Raw genomic sequence first — 26,719 nt, forward strand, 5'->3', positions numbered from 1 at the left:
ATTCGCCGCTCGTTACGGGATGCTCCAGAAGTGTCCGGTAGCGCCGGGGTGATCGACGGTGATGGTTTCGTCGAGGTCGCGGTAGTTGGTGTCGAGGTTGTGTCCGACCATCTTGATGACGATCTCGCCGTCGACGGTCTCCACTGAGGAGACGACCTGAATGTGGTCGAGGAAGTCGTTGTCGTTCCAGTCGAAGACAACGAGGTCGCCGACCTTCACTTGGTCGCGCTCGTCGAAGCTCAACTGGGTTGCCCCGAGCTCGGGGTTGGAGATCAACCAGTTCTCCATGGTGGGCACATAACCCCAGGCTCCGCTCCAGTCGGCAGCGGCGTCGTAGTTGAACCAGTCAGCCGTCATGGTCCACCCGCGCATCAGCAAGGATTGGCTCGCAAAGTTGGCGCAGTCACCACCGACCGAGTTGAGGTCGCCGTATTCGTCGACGTTGTAATCTTCCCAGTGCTCCATCAAGTACTGCATCTGGTTGTCGACCGGGGTGGATGCTTCGTACGTGTAATCGAGAGCGGCTTCGGCCGGCACCGGCTCAGCATCAGCCACGACTTCGATGGCTACCGTTGAGGGCTGAAAGTCGACAGCCGAGGGCACTGTCGCGGTGAGAGTTCCGCTGTCGGTGACCACGACGTCGGTGGCGGCGACTCCGCCAAAGGTAACGTCGGTGACATCGTCGAGAGCTGCCCCCGTGATGGTGATCGATTCCCCACCAACGAGAGTGCCGGTAGTGGCACTGACCGCGTGAACCTCGGGGGTTTCTGCGACGGCGGCAGCGACATCCTCAGCGGCCGACGAAGCTGTTTCGGTTACCGGGGAGGCCATGATGACGAACGCGGTGATGGCGGCGACAACGCCGAGCGCTGCTGCGCCGACGCCGATACGGCGCACGAGATAGGGGGAAGACACCGCTCAAGTGTCACAGGCCCCGTAGTCACGCTCCGACCGAAACAGCCCTTGCCTACCGGATTCATAGGAAAGCTTTATGCGCGGCCGCCCGCCTTCCCCACGCTCTATGCCGCGCGACCTCGCGTCCCGGGCAGCGCGATCCGGCCTTGCGCCAGTAGCACTCCCAGAATCACGAGCACGGCGCCGACGGGCTCATGCCACGACATGGTTTCTTTGAGGATGACGAAGCCGAGGATGACGCCGATCACGGGCGTGATGTAGGTGACGGTCGAGGTGCGGGTTGGCCCCCATTCGGCGAGCACCCGGTAGTTCCAGACGTAGGCCATGCCGGTGCCGAGCACCCCGAGCGCGAGGAGGCTGGCCACCACGGGGAGGGTGAGGTTCACCGGGCCGGTTGCGACGAGCGGTGTCAGCAGTAGGTAGATGAGGGCGGCAATGCCGATATTCATGGTTGCGGAGGTGACGCCGGGCACCTTGTAGGGCGCCACGAATTTGCGCTGGTAACTCATCGCGGCGCCGTAGCAGAGTGCTGCGCCGAGACACGCGAGTTGACCCAACAGGCTGCCGCTGATGTCGCCGGCTTGCCACGGCGCGATGATCACGAGCACCCCAAAGATGCCGAGGGTAACGCCCGCAATCTGCGAGCGCGACAGCTTCTCGACCCGAAACACGAGGGTCGCAAAGATTGCCGTCATGATGGGCGTAGTCGCGTTGTAAATGCTCGCGAGGCCCGAGCTCACGTACTGCTCAGCCCACGCGAACAGCAGGTACGGAAACACGGCGAAGAGGAACGCGAGCACCGCGAAGTGCGCCCACACGATGGGCTTGCGCGGGAGCTTGCGACGGCTGACCGCGAACACCACGACAAGCGCGAGAGCGCCGAGCACTGCCCGGCTCCAGGCGACCTGCCCGAAGCTCACGCCATCCAAAGCCACTTTCATGAAGAGAAAGCTAGAGCCCCAGACCAGTCCGGCTGCGGCAAACCGCAACCAAGTTCCGAGCGGGGATGCTGTGTCATGCTTTTCGACCCGGCCAGCGGCAGCGACGGGGGCGCTCACGCGCGCGGCTCCTGCTCGAGACGGGCGAGCAGTCCGGCCTTCACGCCCGGCCAGTCGGAGTCGATCACGGAGTACACGGCGGTGTCGCGCCATGAGCCGTCGGCCCGGAGCAGGTGTTGGCGCTGGATGCCCTCGAAGGTGGCGCCGAGTTTGAGAATGGCGGCGCGGGAACGCTCGTTGATCGAGTCCGCTTGGAGCCGTACGCGGTTGTAGCCGCTGTCGAAGGAGAAGCCGAGGAGTAGGAGTTTCGTTTCGGGGTTCACGGCGGTGCCCCACACGCTCGGCGCGTAGGCGGTCCAGCCAAGGTGAGCGTTGGAATTCTTCTCGTCGAGGTCACCGAGGGTGCTCACGCCGACAAGACGTCCGGCGTCGGGGCCGCCTTCGACACCAGCCGCAGAGTTCAAGCGCACCGCGAACGGCAGCCGGTCGGCGTAACCAAGGTAGCCAGCGCGCATCCAGTCAATGAAAGATGCTTCGTCGGCGGGCAGCCCGGCAGGGCCGCCACCGTAGCCTCCGGCGAACACTTCTGGAACTCCGAGGGCGGGCCAGAGCTCAGCGAGGTGCTCTTCGGTCAGGGGTTCAACGGAGACGAAGGTTCCCTGAAGGATGCGGGGCTGCGGGCGCGTTGCGGTCACTCACAAATACTCCCACCCTGCGGAGTCCCCACACCCGCGCTTTTCGGACTTTCACCCACCGATTACGGCCGTTCAGTCCAGCAATCCCCGATTGGCTCCCCATCGGCACGTCATACGCTCCGCCCGCCCACGCAGAAGCGGCACGCCCCGGATCTCTCCGGTGCGTGCCGCTTGAGTGCGAACTAGGTGTCGAGGCTTAGTCGACGAGGTCGTGACGAACGATGATTTCGTCGCGGCCAGGGCCGACGCCGATCGCTGACATGCGGGCGCCGCTCATTGCTTCAATGGCGAGCACGTAGTCTTGCGCGTTCTTGGGGAGGTCTTCGAAAGTGCGAGCGCCGGTGATGTCTTCGTCCCAGCCGGGGAACTCTTCGTAGATCGGCACCGAGTGGTGGAAGTCGGACTGAGAGACCGGCATCTCGTCGAAGCGCACACCGTCAACGTCATACGCGACGCAGACGGGAATCGTTTTGAGGCCGGTGAGCACGTCGAGCTTGGTGAGCACGAAGTCGGTGACGCCGTTGACGCGCGCCGTGTAGCGGGCGATGGGGGCGTCGTACCAACCACAGCGACGCGGGCGCCCGGTGGTGGTTCCGAACTCGAAACCGTTGGCGCGCAAGAACTCGCCAGACTCATCGTGCAGTTCGGTCGGGAACGGGCCAGCGCCCACACGTGTTGTGTAGGCCTTGACGATTCCGATGATGCGCTCGAGGCGGTTGGGAGCAACGCCCGAACCGGTAGCCGCGCCACCGGAGGTGGAGTTGGAGGACGTGACGAACGGGTACGTGCCGTGGTCAACATCCAGCATCGTGGCCTGGCCGCCCTCGAAGAGCACAATCTCGCCATCGTCGAGTGCCTTGTTCAGCAGCAAGCCGGTGTCGGCGACCATGGGGCGCAGGCGGTCGGCATAGCTGAGCAGTTCGGTGACGATCTCTTCAACCTCGATTGCACGACGGTTGTAGACCTTCACGAGCAGGTGGTTCTTTTGGTCGAGAGCGCCCTCAACCTTTTGACGAAGAATGTTCTCGTCAAAAAGGTCTTGAATCCGGATGCCGACACGGTTGATCTTGTCGGCATACGCCGGACCAATTCCGCGACCGGTCGTACCGATCTGGCGCTTGCCGAGGAAGCGTTCCGTCACCTTGTCGAGGGTGCGGTGGTAGTTGGTGATGACGTGCGCGTTGGCACTCACCAGCAGCTTGGAGACGTCGACGCCACGGGCGATCAGAGCATCCAGTTCTTCAAAAAGAACTTCGACGTCGATGACGACACCGTTGGAGATGATCGGGGTGACACCTTCGGTGAGGATGCCAGACGGCAGAAGGTGAAGCGCGTACTTTTCGTCGCCGATAACGACCGTGTGTCCGGCGTTGTTGCCGCCGTTGAATTTGACGACATAGTCGATGCGGCTACCGAGGAGGTCGGTTGCTTTTCCCTTGCCCTCGTCGCCCCATTGGGCGCCGATGATGACGATTGCTGGCATGGTGGATCCCTTCGAAGAAGTGGGGGGATTACACCTCAGTCTACCCGAGAGCAGTCTTGTGCTTGTCGTAGCGATTTCTTGCGTGGCGGCGTAGCTGGGGACTCCGTGAGAATCGTGAGTGTTCATCGCCAGCGTCGGTGGTCCGTGTCAGCATGAAGCATGTTCCGGATGCCACTGAACCACGTTTCCCCCGCTGACTCGCCTCGCGCCCTGTGCGCGATCGTTCCCCCGTTTTTGCTGTCGCGAATCGCGACGCTCGACGACCCCCGCTTTGAGCGAGCAGCGCAGGCTGCGAAGCGCTCCCTCACCGACATCGGTCACGATCACCTCGATCATGGGCGTCACGAGCACAAGCTCCCACCGCGGTCGCTGCGCCCCGACGAGCCAGCAGAGCGCGGCGTTGTGAGCCGAGCCATTTCCGACGCCGAGACCGGGGAGACTCTGCCCGGCATCCTCGTGCGCTCAGAAGGAGAGCCCGAGACAGGCGACGCTTCGGTGACGGAGGCTTATGACGGCCTCGGCCACACCTTCGCGTTGTTCTGGGAGGTGTTTGAGCGTGACTCGATCGACGATCGTTCGTCGCCCCTCGAAGCGACCGTGCACTTCGGCACGCTCTACGACAATGCCTTTTGGGATGGCAGCCGCATGGTCTTCGGCGATGGTGACGGTGAAATTTTCACCGGCTTCACTCGCTCGCTCAGTGTCATCGGCCACGAGCTCGCCCACGGAGTCACCGAGTTCACCGCGGGCCTTGTGTACCGCGGTCAGAGCGGCGCCCTCAACGAGCACGTCTCCGACGTGTTTGGGGCACTCGTCGAGCAGCACGCCTGGCGCCAGACCGCGGCCGAAGCATCGTGGTTAGTCGGCGAAGGCATCTTCACCGATGAGGTCGAAGGCAACGCGCTGCGCTCGCTCAAGGCGCCCGGCACCGCCTACGACGACGATGTGCTTGGCAAAGACCCGCAGCCCGCTCACTGGGACGACTTCATCGTCACGCAATCCGATAACGGTGGTGTGCACCTCAACTCGGGCATTCCCAACCGCGCCTTCTGGAGCACCGCCGACGCCCTCGGCGGCTTCGCGTGGGAGCGTGCCGGTCAGATTTGGTTTGACACCCTCACCAACGGCTCGCTCACACCCCGCAGCGAGTTCTCTGAGTTCGCTGCCGCAACCATCGCGGCTGCGGTTGCTCGCTTCGGAGACGGCTCCACCGAACAGCGCGCGGTCGAAGCCGGCTGGGCATTGGTCGGAGTTACACCGACCGCCGCCTGACACCCCAGCGTTGAGCGCTCACGGGTTCGCACTGACACGGGCGGGAAGCATTCCCGTTCTCTGAGCGCCCGCACCCTGTTCGCCTGCACGCTGACCGGATAGCATGCACGTGTGAAGGTACAGGTGTTGCGAAGCGGTGGCCTCCTCGGTCGAAGCGTGGAGTGGGATGTCGTTGTCGACGAGCAACCCGACCCCGAGCGGTGGTACGTGCTCATCTCCGAATGCCCCTGGCACGAGCATCCGGTCGAAAACACGATGCCCGATCGCTACACCTACGAAATTCACTGCGAACCGCACGAAGCGGTCATCCCCGAGCAGCAGCTCGTTGGCCCCTGGCGTGAACTCGTTGATCGCGTGCGCGACGCGTCACAGCCGTCACGTCCTGCGCCCGAGCCGCAGCCCGCGCGACAGTCAGCCCCGACGCCCCGATCACATCCCAAAGCAGAATGCGAAACCAAAGCCGCACCCACCGGAGAGTCAGAACGACTCCCCGACGAGCTCGACGACGAGCGCTAAGCCCCACGGCCTCCGGCGCGGTTAGCGCTAGCGCAGCGGGTCGAAGGCAGTGAGCAGCGGGTGCTTCTCTCCACCGGTGATCGAGTCGGCGAGAATCCGCCCCGTCAATGGACCGAGGGTGACGCCCCACATTCCGTGACCGCCGGCGACGTGAACGCGCGGCGAGCGCGTGCCGCCGACAAGCGGCAGGCCGTCGGGAGTGCAGGGGCGCGAGCCGACCCACTCTTCTTCACGAGCATCCCAGTCGACGCCATCGAACATGGGGCTGGCCGCGTTGACGATGGTTTGGATGCGGCGAGAATCGGCGGGCGCATCGACCGACCGAAATTCCATCATGCCTCCCACGCGCAGCCGGTCGCCCAGGGGCGTGCAGGCTACGCGCTGAGCGGGCAGGTAGATCGGGTGCGTGGGAATCACGGGTGGCTTCACACTGAAGCTGTAGCCGCGGCCCGACTGCACGACTTGGCGCACACCGAACTGACGGGCGAGGTCCCCGAGCCACGTTCCGGTAGCAATAACGACTTCGTTGCTGAGCACCGCGTTCTGGCCTTCGACGTCAACGGCGACACCGGCAGCACCGAGGTCGCGGATACCGGTCGCTTTCGCGCCTTCCACGATCGTGGCGCCGCGAGCGCGCACAGATGCCGCCAGTACTTGCATGAACGAGGGCGGGTTGATGAAGCGCTGGCCATCCACCCGCAGTCCATGAGTCACGAGCTTGGAGACGCTCGGCTCGAACTCGCGCAGTTCGTCACCGGTGATCTTCTCAAAGCTCACGTGCCCGCCACCGGCGGCAACCTCATCGAACTCGTGGGTGATGACTTGGCGGTCGGATTCGTTAGTGAAAGCAGCCAGGAAGGGCTCGGCGTGCTTGAGCGCGGCGGAGACTCCCCCGTCTTCCATGCGGTCGAAGGATTCGAGGCTCCACTTGTTAATCTCGGCGAACGTGACCATGTTGCGACGCCACATCTTGGGCGTCGAGTGACGAGCGAAGCCGGCGAGGAAGCGCAACAGCGTGGAGTTGGCGGCGACCGGAACGTACACGGGCGAGGTGGGGTCGATAACCGCTTTGATGCCGACCTTAAAAATCGAAGGCTCGGGCAGCGGAAGAGTCAGTGCGGGAGCAACCCAGCCGGCGTTACCGAGCGACGCACCAGCGGCAACGCCCGTGCGGTCGAGAACGGTGACCTCAACGCCACGCTCCTGCAAGAACCAGGCCGTTGACAGCCCTACGATTCCGGCGCCAATAATGGTGACTTTCGCGGGCTGTGTCATGGTTCCCTACTTCGTGAAGCTGACGTGCTGGGTAATCCAGTTATGCATCGCTACGGCAGCCGCGGCTGACGCATTGATGGATCGGGTTGAACCGAACTGGCTGATCTCTACGACATCCGTGGCGGCGTCAATTGCTTCGGGAGAGAGCCCGGGGCCCTCTTGGCCGAACAGCAGCACGCAGCGCTTGGGGATGTCGAACGTTTCGATGATGACGCTGCCGGGCACGTTGTCGATCGCAATGATCGGCAGGTCGTTGGCTTCAGTCCACTCGACGAAGGCCGCGACATCCGGATGATGCAGCACGTGCTGGTAGCGGTCAGTGACCATGGCGCCGCGTTTGTTCCAGCGCCGCCGCCCAATGATGTGCACCGTGTCGGCACCGAACGCATTGGCGCTGCGCACGATGGACCCGATGTTCATATCGTGCTGCCAGTTCTCAATGGCAACGTGGAAGGGATGCCGCGTCACGTCGAGATCGGCAACGATCGCTTCCATATTCCAGTAGCGATACCGGTCAATAACGTTGCGGGTATCGCCGCGTTCGAGCAGCACAGGGTCGTAGTGGGCATCAGTAGGCAATTCGCCCTGCCAGGGCCCCACGCCGTTGGTCGACAGCTCGACGCTGGGGTTCGGTTCAGTCACCATTCCACGATAGTCGTCAGCGGCCTAGCCTGAGTACCGCCTCGTGGCGGCAACCCCGTGCGGGGCGTCTGCGCGCGGCTAGCCTTCGTAGCGCTCGACGCGCAGCACGCAGGTGAGCTCGTCTTCGGCGACAGGGATGACGGTCTCCCAGTCGGTCGTCGCGCCGGGCTCCGTTGCGTCGACATCCACCTGGGTGAGAGCACGAGTGTCATTGGCGCCGTTGAGGAGTGAGACATAGATGCGGTAAGTGGCGCTCGCATCAGTCGAGTTCGTTACCGACCCGTTCACGATCCACTCGTCGCCGTCGCGCTCGCACTGGTCAACCGTGGAATCAGCAAGAGCACCTTCGAGGTTTTCGCCAGTGCCAGGAGCATCCGTGATGTCAGTTACTCCGGGGGTCTGCTCTGCCGCTGCCGAGCTTTCGGCGGCGTCAGGCTGTTCCTCAGTGCCGTTGGTGCATCCCGCCAGCGTGAGCGCGAGAATCGCAAAAGGAACAGCGGTAGCGGTCAGTCGTGTGCGGAGCTTCATGAATTTTCCTGTCGTTGTCTTCTGCGGGCGAGCAGGATCAGTGCGAGGCCCAGGAGCAGGGTGCCCACGCCAGTTGCGAGGGTTCCTCGGGGGTCTGACCCAGTGTAAGAGAGCGCCTTGGTAGGTAGCTGCAAACTTGTCTGTGCGGTGGCGACGACCGGGTCACCTGAGTTGAGCTCGGTGCTGGTGACCGTTGCCGTTTCGTACAGCGTCGTTCCGGCATCGCTTTCACGGATGACGTAGGTTGCGGTAGCGGTGATCGATTCGCCCGGTGCGAGCGAACCAATCGCTCCCGGCCAGACGCCATAGCGCATGGCCGACAGTCCCGACCGCGGGTCGGCGATCGTAACGTTCGTGAGTGGCAGCGTTCCCGTGTTTGTTGCAACGTAGGTGAACGTCACAACATCGCCTGGATAGCCCTGTTGGCCCGCACCGAGCACACCCGAAATCGTCAGTGCAATGTTCGGCACGTTCGGGATCGCGAGAACGTCGGTCGCTTCTTCCGGCGCGATGGCACCCGAGGGAGCGTTCGCGTCGACCGTGGCCACGTTCGTGGTCTGTTCGACATCCACGTCAGCCTGAGTGATCACGTAGGTTGCCGTTGCAGTAACCGACTCCCCCGGAGCCAACTCACCCGGAGTACCCGGCCAGTTGTAGGTGAGCGCGGAGACGCCCGGCTTGGGATCACTGATCACCACTGCGGTGAGCGTGACGTTACCCGTGTTGACGACCTCGATGACGTAGTTCACGGTTGCACCCTGCTGGGCGAGAGTCGCGAACGAACTCGACTTCGTGATGGTCATCGACGGGTCTTCAACAATCGGCGTTGAGCCGGTCGCGGTATCCGTCACCACAGCGCCCACTGCCGGCGTTCCCGCCGTGGAGGCGTCGGAGCTGATCGAGCCGGCATCCACGTCATCCTGCGTGAGCACATACGTTGCGGTTGCCGTGGCCGACTCGCCCGGAGCGAGAACGCCCGGAGTGCCCGGCCAGGTGATCGTCAGCGTGCTGAGATCGATCTGGTCGTCGGCGATCGTGACACCGTTCAGCGTGACATCTCCGGTGTTGGTGACCTCGAAGTTGTACTCCACGATGTCTCCCGCGTTGCCGGTGGCACCTGCGGCCAGCACCTGAGTCTTCGTGATGCCGATGTCTGGCGTGCCAGCAGCGGTCGGCACCACAACCGTGTTGGAGGTGTCGATCACGTCGTCACCCGCCGGATTCGTCGAGGTCACATTCGCGGTGTTCGACGCGGAGCCGGCATCGAACTCTGCCTGCGTTACCTGGTAACTCGCGGTTGCCGTGACCGACTCACCGGGAGCGAGTACGCCGTCAGCGGCAGGCCAAGTTCCGTACACGACCGCAGTCGTTCCGACCTTCGGGTCAGCAACAGTGACACCACTCAGGGTGGTTTCGCCCGTGTTCTCGACGGTGAAGGTGTAATCGATCCAGGAACCGACGACGACGGGGTTGCCCGCGTCGCGCGGTTCGCCAGCCTTGGCAATGTCAATGCTCGACAGCGCCTGAATCAGCGGCACCACGGTGACAGCCGAGTCGGCATCCACTGCTACGGCGGTCGGGGAGTTGCCCTCACCGGTCGCGACGTTGCGTACTTCACCAGCGTCGACATCCGCCTGGTCAACAAGACGAGTCGCCGTGACGGTGACACTTTCGCCCGGAGCGAGAACGCCCGGAGCGGCCGCGTCTGGCCACGTGTAGACAAAGCCGGTGAGGCCGGGGATCGTGTTCGAGAGCGTCACACCATCGAGGCTGACGTTTCCGTCATTCGTGATCGTGAACGTGTAATCCATGCCGTCGCCGAGTACGCCAGTTGCGCCCGCAGCGAGAGCCGCGGTGTGCGAGGTGACGATGGACGGCTCAGCATCCTCGGTCGGATTGAGCACCGTGTTCGACACCCCGTTGACCTCGGTGCCATCGGGCGCAGTTCCGATTCCCGTCGCCGTGTTTTCCACGGTTCCACGGTCAACATCGTCCTGAGTGATGGTGTACACAATCGAACCAATAGCCTGCTCGTTCGGCCCGAGAATACCGGTGGCCGAGGGGAAGGTGAGGTCAGAAGGCACTACATCGATGAGCGGGTCAATGACGCCCACAAGGTGCAGCGTCACGTTTCCGGTGTTCGTCACAGTGAAGCTATAAGTAATCTCGGAGCCCACTTCGCCCGAACCAGACGTGATTGCGCCCGACTTCTCGGCCGTAATGCTCGGCTCGGCATCCGCAGTGGGTTCACGATCAACGGGCGACGTCGCCGTGACAGCAGCGCCGCCGGGCGTCACACCACGAACGGATGCAGTGTTGTCGACATAGCCGCGGTCCACGTCATCCTGTTCGAGAACGTACGTGGCGCTCGCCGTCGCCGATTCACCCGGAGCCAGTACGCCACTGTTGGCGGGCCAGACGATCGAGTTGATCGAGACGTTGTCAATGCTGTCCGTGATGGTCACCGTGCGCAGCGTGACGTTTCCGATGTTGGTAACCACGATCGTGTAATCGATCGTGTCGCCAGGACCGTTCTCGCCAGCGACAGCCAGCTCGCTCGACTTCGTCACCTGCAGCAGGCCATCGGCCGCGAGAGCGACGGTTGCCGGAGCAGTGGCGGTTGCCGCTGCGCCCACGGGAGGAGTTCCCTCACCGGTGACGACGCTCGAGACCGCACCTGAGTCGATATCGGCCTGCGTCAATGTCTGCACGCGAACTGCCGTGACCGTGTCGCCGGGAGCGAGAACGCCCACGTCTCCGGGCCAGGTGTAATCGCCGGCGGGCAGCGAACCGAGGAAGTCGCTCAGCTCAACGCCCGAGAGCGTCACGTTGCTCGTGCTCGTGAAGCTGTAGTTCCAGGTGACAGTGTCGCCTTCGACGGCCGGGCCCGGGTTCGTCAAAGCGCCAACGTTGGTCACCGAAACGACAACGCTCGGAGCCTCGGTGGGCACCTCGACCGTGTTCGAGGTTGCGGAGATGGGATCGCCGCGCACCGGAACTGCCGTAGCACTTGCCGTGTTCTCGACGTAGCCGCGGTCAACATCCGACTGACGGATGAGGTAGCTGGCCGTTGCGGTCACCGTCTCGGTGGGCGCGAGTGTCTCTACCGCGGTCGGCCACTGCACTGTCGGCGTGCTCATTCCGGGCAGCGGATCGGTCACAACGATCGAACCGATCGTCACGTTACCGGTGTTGCGAACCTCGAACTCGAAGTCGACAGAGTCACCGACGCCGTTCTCGCCCGTCAGAGCGATCTCGCCCGACTTCACGACCGTCATGCTCGGCTGCGGCTGAACCGTCGTGACGATAACTTCGTTGGTGGTCGCCGAAACGTCATCATCGTTCGGGTCGGTAGCGCCGACGTCCGCAATGTTCGAGATGTAGCCGCGGTCGATGTCTTCCTGCGTGAGCTGAACCGATGCTTCACCGATGACGGTTTCGCCGGGCAAAATTACGCCGGGCTGGGCCGGGTTCGGCCACGTGATGGTCGGAATGCTGAGGCCCGGGAGCGGGTCGCGCAGTTCACCATCGATGAGCGTGACGTTACCCGTGTTGGTTGCTTCGAGACGGTAGTCGACCCAGTCGCCGACCTGCCCGATTCCACCAGCGCGTAGTACGCCCCACTTCGTGGTCTCCAGCTCGCCATTCGCGGCGATAGCGACGGTAGCGGGAGCATCCTCTTCGAAGGCAACACCGGAGGGCGGTGTTGCACTACCGGTCACGACGTTCGCAACCGAGCCCGAGTCGATATCTGCCTGGGTCAATTCGTGGGTCGCGGTAGCCGTGACAACAGCACCGGGCACGAGCGTTCCTGCCGTAGCGGTGGGCCACGAGTACACGAGCGCTGAAAGCCCCGGAAGCGGGTCAGCCAGCGATACCGCCGTCAGAGTCTGGTTTCCGGTGTTCGTCACCGAGAACTCGTACTCCACCAGGTCGCCCTCAAAGCCTGTCGAACCGGGAGCGAGCGCGCCACTCTTGGTGACGAGGATGTCGGGAGCAGCAGCATCCGTCGGCGTCGACTCGAGGGCCGTGTTGCTCGCAACCGCAGCGTCGGTCGGCGAGGTTCCATCGGCCACTGCGGTGTTATCAACCGTGCCGGCATCGACATCAGCCTGGGTGATCGCGTAGGTTGCGGTCGCCGTGGCGATCTCGCCCGGAGCAAGAACACCGTTGGCTCCTGGCCAGTTCACGACAGGCGTGCTGAGGCCGGGTAGCGGGTCGGTGATCACGATCTCGTCGACCGTGACGTTTCCGGTGTTCTCAACCTCGAACGTGTAGGTGATGATGTCGTTCACCCCGGCACTGGCGCCCGTGCTCGACGACTTGGTCAGCAGCAGGGATGCAGCGGCAGGAGCCACGGTCGTTTCGGTGACCGTCGTGCTCACCGTGATGGTGTCGCCGATGGGCGGCTTACCACTCGCAGTAGCGACGTTGGAGACGCTGCCGCGGTCGACGTCATCCTGAGTGATCGTGTAGTCAGCAGTAGCCGTAACCGTCTCACCCGGTTGCAGTTCTCCCTCGGTTCCCGGCCAGGTGAAGACCGGGCTGCTCACGCCGACGAGGGCATCAACGAGGTCGACGAGGGTCAGCGTGACGTTACCGGTATTGGTGATGCCGAAGTCATAGTCGATAGTGTCGCCCGCGTTGCCGGCGCCATCAACAGTTCCATCCTTCGTGACAGCCATGCCCGCCTGCGGAGCCAAAACCACCGAAGCGGTTGCCGGATCACTGACAGCATCGCCGCGCGGAGGGGTTCCAGAACCGGTCGCGTCGTTAGCAACTGTTCCCGCGTCGATCTGCTCTTGAGTAAGAGTGGATGTCGCGGTCGCCGTAACCGATTCCCCCACCTCGAGCGTGCCAGCGGTGTCCGGCCACGTGTAGGTCAGAGCCGAAAGGCCCGGCAGGGTGTCCACAATCTCGACGCCCGTGAGGGTCACGTTGCCGGAGTTGGTCAACTCGAACGACCAGTTGACGGTATCGCCCTCGTCGGCGCGAGCCGGGTCAGCGAGAACGCCGCTCTTGGTGAGTTCCACTTCAGCGCGAATGGTTTCCGTCGGAACGGTGTTCGCTTCAGAGTCATCAGTGACGTCGGTGTCGTTGGGGTCAACGCCATCGGCGGTGGCGATGTTCAGAACAGCCCCAGCATCCACGTCGTCCTGGGTGATCTCGTAGTCAGCCGTCGCCGTTGCGATCTCACCGGGAGCGAGCACGCCGGGGCTCGTCGGAGTCGGCCACGTAATCGTGATCGCCGAGAGGTTCGGCAGTGGGTCGGTCAGCGTGACGGAGTCCAGCGTGACGTTTCCAGAGTTCAGAATCTCGAAGGAGTAGTCGATGATGTCACCGAGATCAGCCGAGCCCTGAGGCGCACCAGACTTGGTGACCGTGATGTTCGGAGACGGCAACACCATCGGCACAATAACTTCGTTCGAGGCTTCGACAATGACAACCCCCTGCGGGGTCTGCGCCGACATGTCTGCGGTATTGGGGATATAGCCGAGGTCGACGTCTGCTTGCGTAATCACGTACGTCGCTATGCCGATGACGGATTCGCCAACCGGAATCTCACCCGGCTTTTCGCTATCTGGCCACGTGATAACCGGAACAGAGAGACCCGGCAACGGGTCGAGCAGCTGGCCGTCGTAGAGCGTGACATTTCCGTCATTGGTCACAGTGAGCGTGTATTGCACGGTGTCACCCACAGCACCGACGCCACCATCCAGAATCGTTCCCGACTTGAAGGGCGTGAGCACTGGTGCTGGCGTGATCGTCACTGTCTCATCGGCAGTGTCGTCGACGGTGCCTGCCGCAGGAGTTGTTCCCTCGGCCGTTACCGTGTTGTCGACCTTGCCCGCATCAACATCAGCCTGAGTGAGCTCGTAGGTGGCAACTGCGGTTGCACTCTGGCCGGGCGCAAGCACGCCGTCTGTCGCGGTGGGCCACGTGTAGGTCAGCGCGCTAAGCCCCGTGAGCGGGTCGGTCAGCGTGACACCGGTGAGCGTCACATTTCCGCTGTTTCGTACCGTAAACGAGTAGTCGATGATGTCGCCGGCGAAGCCCGTTGAGCCCGCCTCGAGCGCACCGTTCTTGGTGGTCTCGATCGCTGGAGCAGCGGCATCCGTCAGCACATCGATAGGGCCAACCGAGTCCTCGACCGCACCGAGCGGTGACGTGGCATCGACATCCGCCGAGTTGCGAACATAGCCGCGGTCAATATCAGCCTGAGTAATCGCGTAGGTCGCGGTTGCCGTTGCGGTCTCGCCGGGAGCGAGCTCACCATCAGCACCCGGCCACGAGTACACGATGGTCGAGAGTCCGACAAGCGGGTCATCAATCGCGACGCCGTTAAGGGTGGTGTTACCGGTGTTCTGCAGCGTGAAGTCATACTGAACAAGGTCGTCGAGCGACGCGCCATCCGGTGTGCTGCCGACCTTGTCGATCGTGACGGATGCCGTGCGATCAACAGTGGGGTTCACCGCCGGGTCAGAGAACTCAAGGTATTCGGTGCCCTCGGGCGTTGTGCCGAGCGCTTCGGCCGTATTCGTCACCGAACCGGCATCAACGTCTTCTTGAGTAATCGTGTATTCGGCCGTTGCGGTCGCGGTCTCGCCGGGAGCGAGAACTTGCGCGTCACCGGGCCACGTGAGAACCGGCGAACTGACGCCGGGCATCGAGTCAATAAGCAGCACACCCGAGAGCGTGACGTTTCCGGAGTTGGTAATGGTGAAGGAGTAGTCGACAACATCGCCTACTTCACCCAGCTGAACTCCTAGGTCGCCTGTCTTCACGATCGTGAAGTTCGGAGCCGCCGTCAGCGGGAGGGTTGCTGAAGCAGGCTGCGTTACAGCAGATCCCGTGGGCGGAACACCCATGGCGTTAACGCTGTTCGCCACCGAACCAGCATCGATGTCACTCTGCAGAAGTGTGTACGTGGCAGTCGCCGTGACGTCATCGCCAGGGTTGAGCACGCCGTCGGTCGCGGTCGGCCAGGTGCCGAACGTCACGGCGGTGAGGCCCGGTAGCTGATCGATGAGGTCGACGGATGTCAGCGAGACGTTTCCGTTGTTGGTGACGGTGAAGCTGTATTCCACGGTGTCGCCCGCGACTCCGGTTGCTCCCGCAGCAAGGGCCGCGCTCTTGGTCGCGCTGAGCGACGGAGCGGCGGCGACGACCTCGGTAACGACCTCGGGCGAGTCACCAGTGACGTCCGTGCCCTGCGCGTCGGTTCCACTCGCGGTTGCCGTGTTGCGAACCTCTCCCGCGTTCACGTCATCCTGAGTGATTTCGTACGTTGCCGTGGCGGTGACGCTCTCGCCGGGGGCGAGCGTCTGGGTGGTGTTTGCGACATCCCAGTTGACCGTGAGGTCGGTGAGACCGGGCAGCGGGTCAGCAAGAGTGATGCCGTCGATCGTGATGTTTCCGTCGTTGGTAATCGTGAACGCGTACGCAATCTCGTCACCGAGCTCGCCGTTGTCGGCAACAACCGCAGTTTTGTCGACGGTCAGGATCGGAGCGGGCCGTACCGTCGGGATGACGACGGTATTGGTGGTCGCCGGAACAACGGCATTGTTCGGTGTGAGGGCCTGAACTTCCGCCGTGTTCTCGATGTACCCGAGGTCGATGTCGGCCTGGGTGAGCGTGTACTCCGCGGTTCCGGTGACGGACTCGCCGACGCCAAGAACGCCGGGCTGAGCCGGGTCCGGCCAGACGATGTTGGGGTCACTAATTCCGGGAAGTGGGTCAACCAGTTGGCCGTCGTGCAGCGTGACGTTACCGGTGTTGGTGGCGGTCACGGAGTAGTCGATGATGTCGCCGACTTGACCAATTCCGCCCGCACGCAGCTCGCCCGTCTTGATCGCGCTCAGGCTTGCGTCGGGTTCAACAACAACCGTCGCGGCGACTTCGGTGCCATCAACGTCAACGGCGTTGGGGTCAACACCGGATGGTGTGGCCAAGTTCACGACAGAACCGGAGTCCACGTCGCTCTGCTTGAGCTCGTAGGTCGCTACCGCCATTGCGGTCTCGCCCGGAGCCAAGACGCCGTCGGTCGCGGTGGGCCAGGTGTACGTGATGGCCGACAGATCGGTGAGCGGGTCAGTCAGCGTCACGCCGGTGAGCGTGACGTTTCCGTCGTTTGTGATCGTGAAGGAGAAGTCGATGAAGTCTCCCGCTTCACCCTCAGAGCCGGATTCCAGTGCACCGGTCTTGGTCGCCGAAATCGCAGCGGCCTGAGTGACGAGAGGCGTGACCGCGGCAGGCGAGTCATCCGTGACGGCAGCGCCGTCACGAGCGGACTCGGCGTCACCGGTCGCGATGTTGCTGACCGAGCCAGCATCGACATCCGCCTGAGTGATCGTGTAATTCGCGGTGGCCGTGACGGACTCACCGGGAGCTAGTTCGCCAGCGACGCCGGAGACCCATTCGCCATACACGAGAGCGCTGAGCCCCGCGAGCGAGTCGGTGATCGCAGCATCCGTCAGCGTGACATTTCCGTCATTCAGCAGCGTGATCGTGTAGCTGATCGTGTCACCGACAATGCCGGTGCCGTTGAGCACGGCGGCCTTGGTGGTGACGAGAGAGGGAGCCGTCGCATCGGTAGTGACGGTGACGGTGTTGGAGTCCTCATCCACGATGACACCAGCAGGGGTCAAGGCGAGCACGCTCGAGTCGTTGTCGACGGAGCCGAGGTCGATGTCGTCTTGCGTCAGGACGTAAGTAGCGGTTGCCGTCAGCACGTCGTTCGGGCCGAGTGAACCGGCGGGGTTGCCGTCCCAATCGTCGTAGCTGATCGCCGAGACACCATCGAGTTGATCGATGATGCTGATCGAGCTCAGCGTGACGTTACCGGTGTTGGTGACAGTGAACGTGAAGCTCACGGTGTCGCCGAGCCCGCGGTCGGCGGGCGTCGCGTCTTCGGACTTGACGATCGTGATTCCCGCATCGGGAGCCAAGGGTACGGTCGCGGCGGTGGTCGCGTTAGCGACGGCACCACGCGACGGAGTACCGGATGCGGTCACGGTGTTCACGACGGAACCCGAGTCGACATCCGCCTGCGTCACGACGTAGTCGTCAGCAGTTGCGAGAACACTGTCGCCGGGATCGAGCTGGCCGGAGATACCGCTGGGGAAGGTGCCAAAGACGGGCGTCACACCGGCAAGCGCATCGTTGAGGGTCACGCCACTGAGAGTGACGTTGCCGGTGTTGGTGACGGTGAAGGTCCAGTCGATGAGGTCACCGGCATCTTGCGCGGCGGTGCCTGACTTCGTGACCGAGATGCCGGGGGCAGCGGGCTCGGTCGGAGTGGTCACCGAGGAAACCGGGCTTTCAACCGGCACAGCGGGATCTGCTGTGGTGGCACCGGCTGCCTTCGCGGTGTTCGTCACCGAACCGGCGTCGACATCCGCCTGCGTAATCGTGTACGTCGCGGTTGCCGTGGCCGATTCATCGGGGTCGAGAGACGTCGCCGACAACGTCGGCGTTGCTCCACCCAGCAGGGGGTCGTTGAGAACGATGTTCTCAATCGTCACGTTTCCGGTGTTCTCCACGAGGAAGGAGTACGTAATGGTGGTGCCTTCAGCGGCAGGGCTCGGCACGACGCTTGCTGTCTTCGTCGTCGTGAGCTCGGGACGCTGGTCACCGGTCGCAACAACGACGGCGCCGGAACTAGCCGTCACCTCGGGGCCGCCACCCGGAGTTTGAGCGGTCACGTTGGCGGTGTTGGTTACCTCGCCGGCGTTGAGGTCGTCGAGATCGATCGCGTAGGTCGCGGTCGCGGTGGCCGTTTGGCCCGGCGCGAGCTCGTTGTCCGCCCCCGGCCACACGAAGGTCGGAGTGCTCAACCCAGGCAAGTTGTCGATGAGCGTCACCACGGTGAGCGTCTGGTTACCCGTGTTGCGAATCGTCATCGTGTAGGTGATGACGTCGCCCTCTTCGCCCGTTCCACCGACGGAAGCAACCTTGCTGACCGTGATTCCGGGGGCGGGGGTAATCGACACCGTCTCCGAGTCAGTCTCGGTGAAGGGCGTACCGGAGGGCGGGGTGGCCGTGAGGGTCGCGGCATTGCTGACGGAGCCAGCATCCACATCGGACTGCTTCACCGTGTAGTTGGCGGTTGCCGTGACGGTTTGACCCGGGGTGAGCACGCCAGTAGCGCCCGGCCACGTGTACGTGATCGCACCAAGGTCAGCCAGCGGATCGCTGACGGCAACGCCCGTGAGAGTCACGTTTCCGGTGTTCTTCGTCGTGAAGGTGTAGGTAATGGTGTCGCCAGCAGCACCAACGGAGCCGGGAGCGAGCGCACCGGACTTCGCGAAAGTAGCGACAGGATTAGCAGCGACCGTCGGAGTGACTACTTCATCCGAGGGGTCGGTGATCACACCGGCGGAGGGCGACGTGCCCTGACCTGTTGCCGTGTTCGTGACCGAACCCGTGTTCACATCGGACTGCTTGATCGTGTACTTCGCGGTGGCGACAACCTGCGTATTGGGCTGCAGCGTTCCCGTCACTCCACCGGGCCACGCACCATAGGTGAGTGTGCTGAGTCCCGAGAGCGGGTCACTCGCCGACACCGAAGTGAGGGTCGTGTTTCCCGTGTTGCGCACGGTGATCGTGTACGTGATGACATCGCCGACGGCGCCGGTTCCGGCCACGCTCGAGGTCTTGGTGGTGAGGATGCCGGGAACGCGAGTTGCGGTCGGAGTAGCTACCGCAGCAGACGACGCCGTGGCGTTCGCGCCTGCGGGAGGCTTGCCCGAAACGGACGCCGTGTTGTTGACAACGCCGGCGTTCTGGTCAGCCTGGCGGATCACATAGTCGGCCGTTGCCGTGATGGTCTGCCCCGGAGCGAGGCGGCCAACAGTACCGCTGGCCCAGGTGCCGTAGGTGAGTGCGCTGAGACCGGGAAGCGGGTCCGCAATAATCACGTTGGTCAGCGTGACGTTACCGGTGTTCTCGGCGGTGAAGGTGTAGCGGATGGTGTCGCCCACCACGCCCGTGCCGGGAGACACAACGGCCGCGGTCTTATCGAGCGTGATGCTGGAGTTCGATGCGAGCGGGAGGGTTGAGGGAGCAGTGGCCGTTGCCGGCGAACCACGCGGCGGAGTACCCGAACCATTGGCGGTGTTCGAGACAGCACCAGCGTCAATATCGGCCTGCGTCAGAACGTACGTTGCCGTCGCTGACACGCTCTGGCCCGGAGCCAAAGTTCCTGCCGTCGAAGGCCACGTGCCGTAGGTCACGGCGGAGACGCCGGGAAGCGAGTCAGTAACCGCTACCGAGGTGAGGGTCACATTGCCCGAGTTCGTGAGTGAGAGGCTCCACGTGACAACGTCACCAGCAACACCCTGCGCGCCCGGCGCGAGAGCGCCAGACTTGGTCACACCGATCGTCGGAGCAGACGCGATCGTCGGCGTGACGAGCTGCGGCGACGGAGCAGTGACGGCAGCACCGGTGGGAGGCGTACCCGTTGCGGTCGCAATGTTCTTGACTGAACCGGCGTCGACATCCGCCTGAGTGATTGTGTACGTGGCGGTTCCGGTGACGGTGCCGTTGGGGTTGAGCTGGCCGCTGACGCCACCCGACCACACATAGGTGGGGGTCGAAAGCCCAGACAGCGGGTCGGTCAGCGTGACGCCCGTGAGCGTGACGTTACCCGTGTTGCGTGCCGTGAAGGTGTACGTGATCGTGTCGCCGATCGCACCGGTTCCCGTGCCGCCGACAACAGCGCTCTTGGTCGTGACGAGCGCGGGAGACGCCGCAACAGTGGGAACAACAGCCTGCGTCGAGGTTGCTGTAGCAACAGGTCCAGATGGCGGGGTTCCGGATGCCGTCGCCGTGTTCTTCACGGAGCCAGCGTTCACGTCAGACTGCTTGATGGTGTACGTCGCCGTAGCGGTGACTTGAGCGTTGGGAGCGAGAACTCCTGTCGTGCCGCCCGGCCAGGTGCCGAAGGTGACAGCAGAGAGGTCCGCGAGAGAGTCAGTGATGCCGACGCTCGAGAGCGTGACGTTACCGGTGTTCTTGACGACGAACGAGAAGGTGACGGTGTCGCCGAGCTTGTTGGCTCCCGCCGCAACCGCACCGGTCTTGGAGACGGTGAGCTTGGCAGTCGAGACGAGCGGAACCGTGGCGCTGCTGGTCTTCGGAGTTGCGGCGCCGCCGCTGACACCCGTTCCCGTTGCGGTCGCGGTGTTCGCGATCGAACCCGCGTCGACATCCGTCTGCTTCACCGTGTAGGTAGCGGTGGCTGTCACTTGAGTGTTCGGTGCCAAGGTTCCGGTGGTGCCCGACGGCCACGTGCCGTAGGTGATCGAAGAGAGACCCGAGAGCGGGTCAGTGACCGCGGCACCGGTGATCGTGACATTGCCAGTGTTGCGGATGACGAAGCTGTAGGTAACGACCTCGCCAGCAACCGACGTGGAACCAGCCGGCAGTGTGCCCGACTTCACGAGCGACAGAGTCGGCGCCGGAGTAACGGTAGTGGTGACCACGGGGTTGGAGTCATCGTTGACGGGAGTCGCGCCCGGAGCTGTTCCCGCAGCCGACGCGGTGTTGGCGATCGAGCCAGCATCCACATCCGACTGCTTCACGGTGTAGCTCGCGAGAGCTGTTGCGGTCTGGCCAGGAGCGAGGGTTCCCGCGACGCCGGGCCATGTGACAACGGGAGTGGAGAGACCCACGAGCGAGTCGGTCAGGGTGACGCCGGTGATGGTCTGGTTTCCCGTGTTCGCGATTGCGATCGAGTACGTGATCGAGTCGCCAACCTTGGCACCGGACGTCACGTTCGCCGACTTGGTGGTGGTCAGCTGCGGCGCCCCTGTGATCGTCGGAACATTCGCGGTCGACGAGGGCGACGTGATCGTTGCGTTTGTGGGGGTTTTGCCCGAGACGGTTGCCGTATTCGAAACCGAACCAGCGTCAACATCGGCCTGCTTCACCGTGTACGTCGCCGTTGCGGTCGCGGTTTGGCCGGGGGCGAGTCGTGCAGCAGTGGCAGTCGGCCAGGTATAAACCGGAGCCGACAGGCCCACGAGCGAGTCAGCAATCGCGACACCGGTCATCGTGACGTTACCGGGGTTCGTGATGCTGAACGTGAACGTCATCGTGCTGCCAACGCCACCCGTACCCGAAGTGACCGAACCGGTCTTTGTGACGGCGAGCGCACCATTCGGCGCGACCACCAGAGTGGCGGGCGCTGTGGCGGTAACGGCGGCACCGGTGGGAGGCGTGCCGCGGGTCGTCGCAGTATTCGCGACTGAGCCGGCGTCAACATCCGACTGCTTCAAAATATAGGTAGCAGTGGCCGTGACCTGCGTTTGCGGCAGGAGGCGACCGGTTGTTCCGCTCGGCCACGTTCCGAAAGTGACGCCCGAAAGGTCAGGCAGCGGATCGGTGATGCCGACGCCCGTGAGCGTGACGTTACCGGTGTTGCGCACGACGAAGCTGTAGGTGACGGCATCGCCAGCTGCGCCGGTTGCGCCCGCCGCCAACACGGCATTCTTAGTAATCGAGATGGTGCGAACCGAGGCGACGGTCGGTGTGGTGATCTGGGGCGAAGGCCCGGTCACGGTGGTGCCGCCGAAGGAGCCCGTCGAGGTTGCGGTGTTCTTGACCGAGCCGGCATCGACATCGGACTGCACGATTGTGTAGGTCGCCGTGGCAGTTACCTGCGCGTTCGGCGCCAACGTTCCGGCAACGCCGCCGGGCCATGTGCCGTAGGTCAGCGCCGAAAGTCCCGAGAGCGGATCAGCAATCGAGACGCCCGTGAGCGTGACGTTACCGGTGTTCTTCGCGATGAACGTGTACGTGATGACGTCGCCAACCGCACCGGTGCCAGCAACACTCGCCGACTTTTGAGTTGTGATGGCGGGCGACGATGCGACGGTCGGCACAACAGCCTGCGGCGACGTCGCTGTGACCGTTCCGCCCGACGGAGTTGAACCGGATGCCGTTGCCGTGTTCTTCACCGAGCCAGCGTTTACGTCAGCCTGCTTGATCAGGTAGGTAGCCGTAGCGGTCACCTGAGTGTTGGGAGCGAGCGTGCCGGCCGTGCCGCTCGGCCACGTACCGAAGGTCACAGCGGAGAGCCCGACGAGGGAGTCGGTGATACCAACACCGGTGGCGGTGACGTTACCGGTGTTGCGCACGACAAACGAGAACGTGACAGTGTCGCCGACGGAACCGTTACCGGTCGTGACAGCTCCCGACTTGGAGACTGTGAGCGCGGGGCCTGCCGTGATCGGAACGGTGGCGGGGCTCGTGCTGGTGACTGCAGCGCTGAGCGGTGGTTTTCCGGTACCGGTGGCGGTGTTCGCGACGGAGCCAGCATCTACGTCGGTCTGCTTGAGAACGTAAGTCGCCGTGGCCGTAACCGACTCACCCGGTTTCAAGGTTCCGGCGGTTCCCGAAGGCCATGTGCCATAGGTAAGGGCCGAAAGATCGGGCAGAGTGTCGGCGGCCGACACCGAGGTGAGGGTGACGTTGCCCGAGTTGGTGAGCTTGATCGAGAAGTTCACGGTGTCGCCAGCGCGGCCTGTTGAGCCTGCCGCGAGAGCGCCCGATTTGAGCGTCGTGATGACAGGATTCGCCGCGACGGTCGGAACCGTGATCTCAGACGAGGGGTTGCTCACGGTGGTGCCGCCGTGCGTACCGCTACCGGTGGCGATGTTCTTCACCGAGCCGGCATCCACATCGGACTGCTTGATTGTGTAGGTCGCTACGGCGGTGACGGTCTGCCCCGGAGCCAAGACGCCGGTCGCGCCCGGCCACGTGTAGGTCAGCGCCGAAAGACCCGCGTGCGGGTCAGCGATAGTGACGCCGGAGAGCGTGACGTTTCCGTCATTCTTCGCACTGAACGAGTAGCTGATGACGTCGCCGACCTTGCCGGTTCCGGCGCCAGCAATCGTTGCTGACTTCGTCGTCGTGATGAGTCGCGTGGGGGTGACCGTAGGCAGCACAGACTGCGCAGAAGGTTGCGTCACCGTGCCGCCGGTCGGTGTCTTCGCAGTAGCGGTCGCCGTGTTCGTGACCGAACCGGCATCCACATCGGACTGCTTCACCGTGTAGGTCGCGGTTGCCGTCGCGGTCTGTCCGGGGGTGAGCACACCGGATGCTCCGGGCCACGTCACCGAAATCGTGCTGAGACCCGAGAGCGGGTCGGCCAGCACAACCTGACTGAGAGTGACGTTTCCATCGTTCTTGACGCTAAACGTATAGGTGATAACCGAGCCCACCGCGCCGGAACCGGTTGTGTACGCACCCGACTTCGTGACGATCATCTTCGCATCGGCCGTGATCGGAACCGTCGCGGGCGTCGTGCGCGACACGTCAGCACCGGTCGGAGGGGTGCCCTTTGCGGTCGCACTGTTCACGATGGCGCCAGCATCGACATCCGACTGCTTCACCGTGTAGGTGGCCGTTGCCGTGACGGACTGACCGGGAGCGAGAGTGCCGACGGTGCCGGGCCACGTGCCATACGTGATAGCCGAGAGGCCGGAGAGAGGGTCAGTGATGCCGGCGTTCGTGAGGGTCACGTTGCCCGAGTTCGTGAGAACGAAGGAGTAGTTCACGGTGCTGCCAGCGGTCGAGCCGCCCGCGAGCGCACCCGACTTGGTCAGAGAGACGGCAGGGGTGCGGGTTTGCAGCGGAACATCTACGCGAGGGGACGCTGCAGTGACGGCAGTTCCACTGGGTGATGTTCCCGAGCTGGTGGCCGTGTTGCGCACCAGACCGGCATCAACATTCGCCTGCGTCACGGTGTATGTCGCGGTGGCGGTTACGGTCTGGCCCGGAGCCAGGGTTCCGGCGGTTCCCGGCCACGAGTAGGTCAGAGCGGAAAGCCCGACGAGCGGGTCAGCGATGGTCACCCCGGTGAGGGTGACATTTCCGGTGTTCTTGGCACTGAAGTTGTAGGTGACAACGCTGCCGACGCCCTTGGGCTCAGCAACGGTTCCCGACTTCGTGGTGGTGAGCCCGGGGGCTGCAGGCGCGGTTGCCAAGGTCACTTCATTGCTGACACCCGTGACGGCAACGTTCTTGGGGGTTCGTGCGGTGGAGCTCGCCTGGTTGACGATCTTGCCCGCGTTCACATCGGACTGCTTGACTGTGTACGTCGCCGTACCGGTCGCGGTTTGCCCGGGGGTGAGCGTGCCGGAGGTTCCTGGCCACGTCACGGCAATGGCCGAGAGCCCCGTCAGCGGGTCGGTCAGCGTCACCGAGGTGAGCGTGACGTTACCGGTGTTTTTTACGGAGAACGAATAGTTCACGACGTCGCCGACATTGCCGACTCCGGCGCCGGCATAGGCGGCCGTCTTCTTCGTTTCGAGAACAGCATTCACCGGGATGGGGGTGGTGCGGTTTGCTGTCGCAACCGGCTTGACGCCGCCATCAGCATCCGTTCCGGTGGCGCTCGCGGTATTCGCGATCGAACCGGCATCCACATCAGCCTGCGTGAGGGTGTAGGTCGCCGTTGCTGTTGCCGACGCCCCCGCGGCGAGCGCGCCAGCGGTTGCTGTTGGCCACGTGTAGGTAAGGGCCGAAAGTCCGGTCATCGGATCGGTAACCGCGACTCCTGTGAGGGGCGAGTCACCGTTGTTCTTGATGGTGAACGTGTAATTCAGGGTGTCGCCGGCACGACCGGTTGCTCCACCGGCGAGGGCGCTTGTCTTGGCGAGTGTGAGAGAGGACAACAGCACCCGCGTGGAGTCGCTGCCCGTGGCAGGGCTCGCGCCAACAACGGTGCTCGCTGTCGCTGTAGCGGTCGAGTCATAACTGGCCGTCGTCGGCCCGTTAGCAACACACGTATAGGTATAGGACTCAAGGGGGGCGAGCGTGACGCCCGTCAGCGTTCGCGCACAGTCTGTTTGGTCATCCGCAATCACAATGTTCTGCAGGATGCCGACACCGGAGTTGGTGACGGTGATAGTGAAGGTCGCTGGTTCTGTTGCCGTGCGCGACTGCTGGTCGAGCGTTCCGTCATAGGTTTTTGAGACGTTGATTCCCGCGCTGGGCACCGAGAGGATCGCATTCTGCAGCAGGTACGAGTCACCACTGGTGCTCATGCGGAGGTTGACGGAGGTGTCGCCCGACTGCACGTTGGGCAGATCGACGGTCGCGACATCCACACTCTGGTTAGTGAACGGGCCAGTGTCGGTGAGCGCCGTGTAGCGAACAGAGCCCTCTCCTCGACCGATACCAATGTTATTCGTGTTACCCGCACTGTTGGCTAGTTGGGTGTAACCGCCATTGCCGCGCGAATACTCCGCAATGTCCCCCTGGATGATGCGGTCACCCTCATAGAGCGAGAAACCAGCGCGGGTTCCCGTGGCGATCGCGCTGAAGCCATTAAACGCGACGGTGAGGGGAGCCTCGGCGGCGGTCATGCGAACGTGACCTTCGTAGAAGATGATGCGGTGCGGGGCCGAATTGAGGTTGCTGGGGATGTAGACGCCGTAGTCATAGACGACCGTGAGGGTCCAGCCGGCGTAGCATCCGGCACCCTGCGGCGCCCACAAGTCACCAGCGGACACCGTGAGCGGGGTTCCCGTGAGCGCTCCGGCAAAAGCTGTGGTGACATCAGCGCTCGCGCTGTAGTAAATCGCCGAAGTCGTGCCGACCGGGTCTTCGAGCACTGTCGTCGGCGCCACGGTAGTGATGGCGCCGGTGCCGACCTTGAGCGTGGCGGGCGCAGTGCGGTAACCGGTTGCCGAACCGGCAGGCATCAGCGCGGTCCCCCGTGTGGCGTTGACAGTGGTGCACGCATTGGCGGTCGTACCGGTGAAGACACCAGTGTTAGCGCTCCAGCTCAGAAAAGCTTTCTTGACGGCTGCGCCAGCAGGAATCGTGATGTTCGCCGAGCTCGAGTTCGTAGTGAATCCCGCGACCGTGTTCGAATTCTCAAGGTAAAAGTTGTCGTTGGCGGTGTTGTTGTTTCCACCAGATGCGGAGTGCAAATCGGTACAAGAACCGATTTGGGCTGCCGTGTAGAGAGGCCGATTACACGCGAGCACGCCGTTGCCGGCCATGAGGAAGTCACCGTTAACGGTGGTTTGGTAGCTCGGCGACGTACCGGCGTTGGTTCCCCACTGCACGACGGCAGCTTCGGCGGGCGATGATGGCATGACAGTCAATCCGGCCACGAGAAGACCGAAGGCTACGACGGATGCGACGCCACGCATGAACGCGCTTCGAGCGCTGCGTTGCGTGCGCTCCACGTTGATGCTGTTGTGCCGCACTATCTCTCCCCCGGGTTCAAATCCCTGACTTTGCGGGTCGTCGCATCGTCAACGAATAGCCCTTCGGGTGAGCGCATCTCTCTCAACCATAAACCGCAGGTCGAAGTTTTGGACACCCTAACTACCCGAATCTGCCCTTCACTGGGGCTAGAACGTCGGTTCTTCAGG

At 63.4% G+C, this 26,719-nt stretch carries 10 protein-coding genes; 2 read left to right on the forward strand and 8 right to left on the reverse strand.

Going from position 1 to position 26,719, the window contains the following annotated elements; all coding sequences use genetic code 11:
* Positions 1 to 12 precede the first annotated feature (12 nt).
* The 4 genes from I6E52_RS07540 to I6E52_RS07555 form a co-directional block, all read right to left on the reverse strand.
* On the reverse strand, positions 13 to 915 hold the full coding sequence (locus I6E52_RS07540) for an amidase domain-containing protein (RefSeq protein ID WP_307842437.1): 903 nt from the start codon (positions 913 to 915) through the stop codon (positions 13 to 15).
* Positions 916 to 1,019: 104 nt separating this feature from the next.
* Positions 1,020 to 1,973, reverse strand: a complete 954-nt coding sequence (locus I6E52_RS07545; protein WP_197155950.1) for a DMT family transporter — start codon at positions 1,971 to 1,973, stop codon at positions 1,020 to 1,022.
* Positions 1,970 to 2,608 carry a GNAT family N-acetyltransferase gene (locus I6E52_RS07550; RefSeq protein ID WP_197155952.1) on the reverse strand — a complete coding sequence of 213 codons (639 nt, stop codon included), beginning with the start codon at positions 2,606 to 2,608 and terminating at the stop codon, positions 1,970 to 1,972. Before I6E52_RS07550 ends, I6E52_RS07545 begins: the two co-directional genes overlap by 4 nt.
* A 196-nt stretch (positions 2,609 to 2,804) precedes the next feature.
* Positions 2,805 to 4,091, reverse strand: coding sequence for an adenylosuccinate synthase (locus tag I6E52_RS07555; protein WP_197155955.1), 1,287 nt, complete (start codon positions 4,089 to 4,091; stop codon positions 2,805 to 2,807).
* Between the two features lie 168 nt (positions 4,092 to 4,259).
* On the opposite strand from I6E52_RS07555, the gene I6E52_RS07560 reads away from it, so the two are divergent.
* Together I6E52_RS07560 and I6E52_RS07565 are read left to right on the forward strand one after the other, a co-directional pair.
* A complete protein-coding gene (locus I6E52_RS07560) occupies positions 4,260 to 5,363 on the forward strand; it encodes a M4 family metallopeptidase (protein WP_197155958.1) in 1,104 nt (367 codons plus the stop codon).
* A gap of 111 nt (positions 5,364 to 5,474) precedes the next feature.
* Positions 5,475 to 5,879 carry a protealysin inhibitor emfourin gene (locus I6E52_RS07565; RefSeq protein ID WP_197155960.1) on the forward strand — a complete coding sequence of 135 codons (405 nt, stop codon included), beginning with the start codon at positions 5,475 to 5,477 and terminating at the stop codon, positions 5,877 to 5,879.
* 27 nt (positions 5,880 to 5,906) lie between these two features.
* Here the strand turns inward: I6E52_RS07565 and I6E52_RS07570 are convergent, their stop codons facing one another.
* The 4 genes from I6E52_RS07570 to I6E52_RS07585 form a co-directional block, all read right to left on the reverse strand.
* Positions 5,907 to 7,154, reverse strand: coding sequence for an FAD-binding oxidoreductase (locus I6E52_RS07570; protein ID WP_197155963.1), 1,248 nt, complete (start codon positions 7,152 to 7,154; stop codon positions 5,907 to 5,909).
* Positions 7,155 to 7,160: 6 nt separating this feature from the next.
* Complete coding sequence (locus tag I6E52_RS07575; protein WP_307842438.1) at positions 7,161 to 7,796, reverse strand: TrmH family RNA methyltransferase; 636 nt, start codon at positions 7,794 to 7,796, stop codon at positions 7,161 to 7,163.
* A 78-nt stretch (positions 7,797 to 7,874) separates the two neighbouring features.
* Positions 7,875 to 8,324: a hypothetical protein gene (locus tag I6E52_RS07580; RefSeq protein ID WP_197155969.1), complete on the reverse strand. Its 450-nt coding sequence runs from the start codon at positions 8,322 to 8,324 to the stop codon at positions 7,875 to 7,877.
* The gene (locus I6E52_RS07585; protein WP_197155973.1) at positions 8,321 to 26,551 is read right to left on the reverse strand and encodes a DUF11 domain-containing protein; all 18,231 of its coding nucleotides are present in this window, start codon (positions 26,549 to 26,551) and stop codon (positions 8,321 to 8,323) included. Before I6E52_RS07585 ends, I6E52_RS07580 begins: the two co-directional genes overlap by 4 nt.
* Between the last annotated feature and the right edge of the window lie 168 nt (positions 26,552 to 26,719).

It is taken from the genome of Salinibacterium sp. NG253, assembly GCF_015864945.1.
In the GTDB taxonomy this organism is placed as follows: Bacteria; Actinomycetota; Actinomycetes; order Actinomycetales; family Microbacteriaceae; genus Rhodoglobus.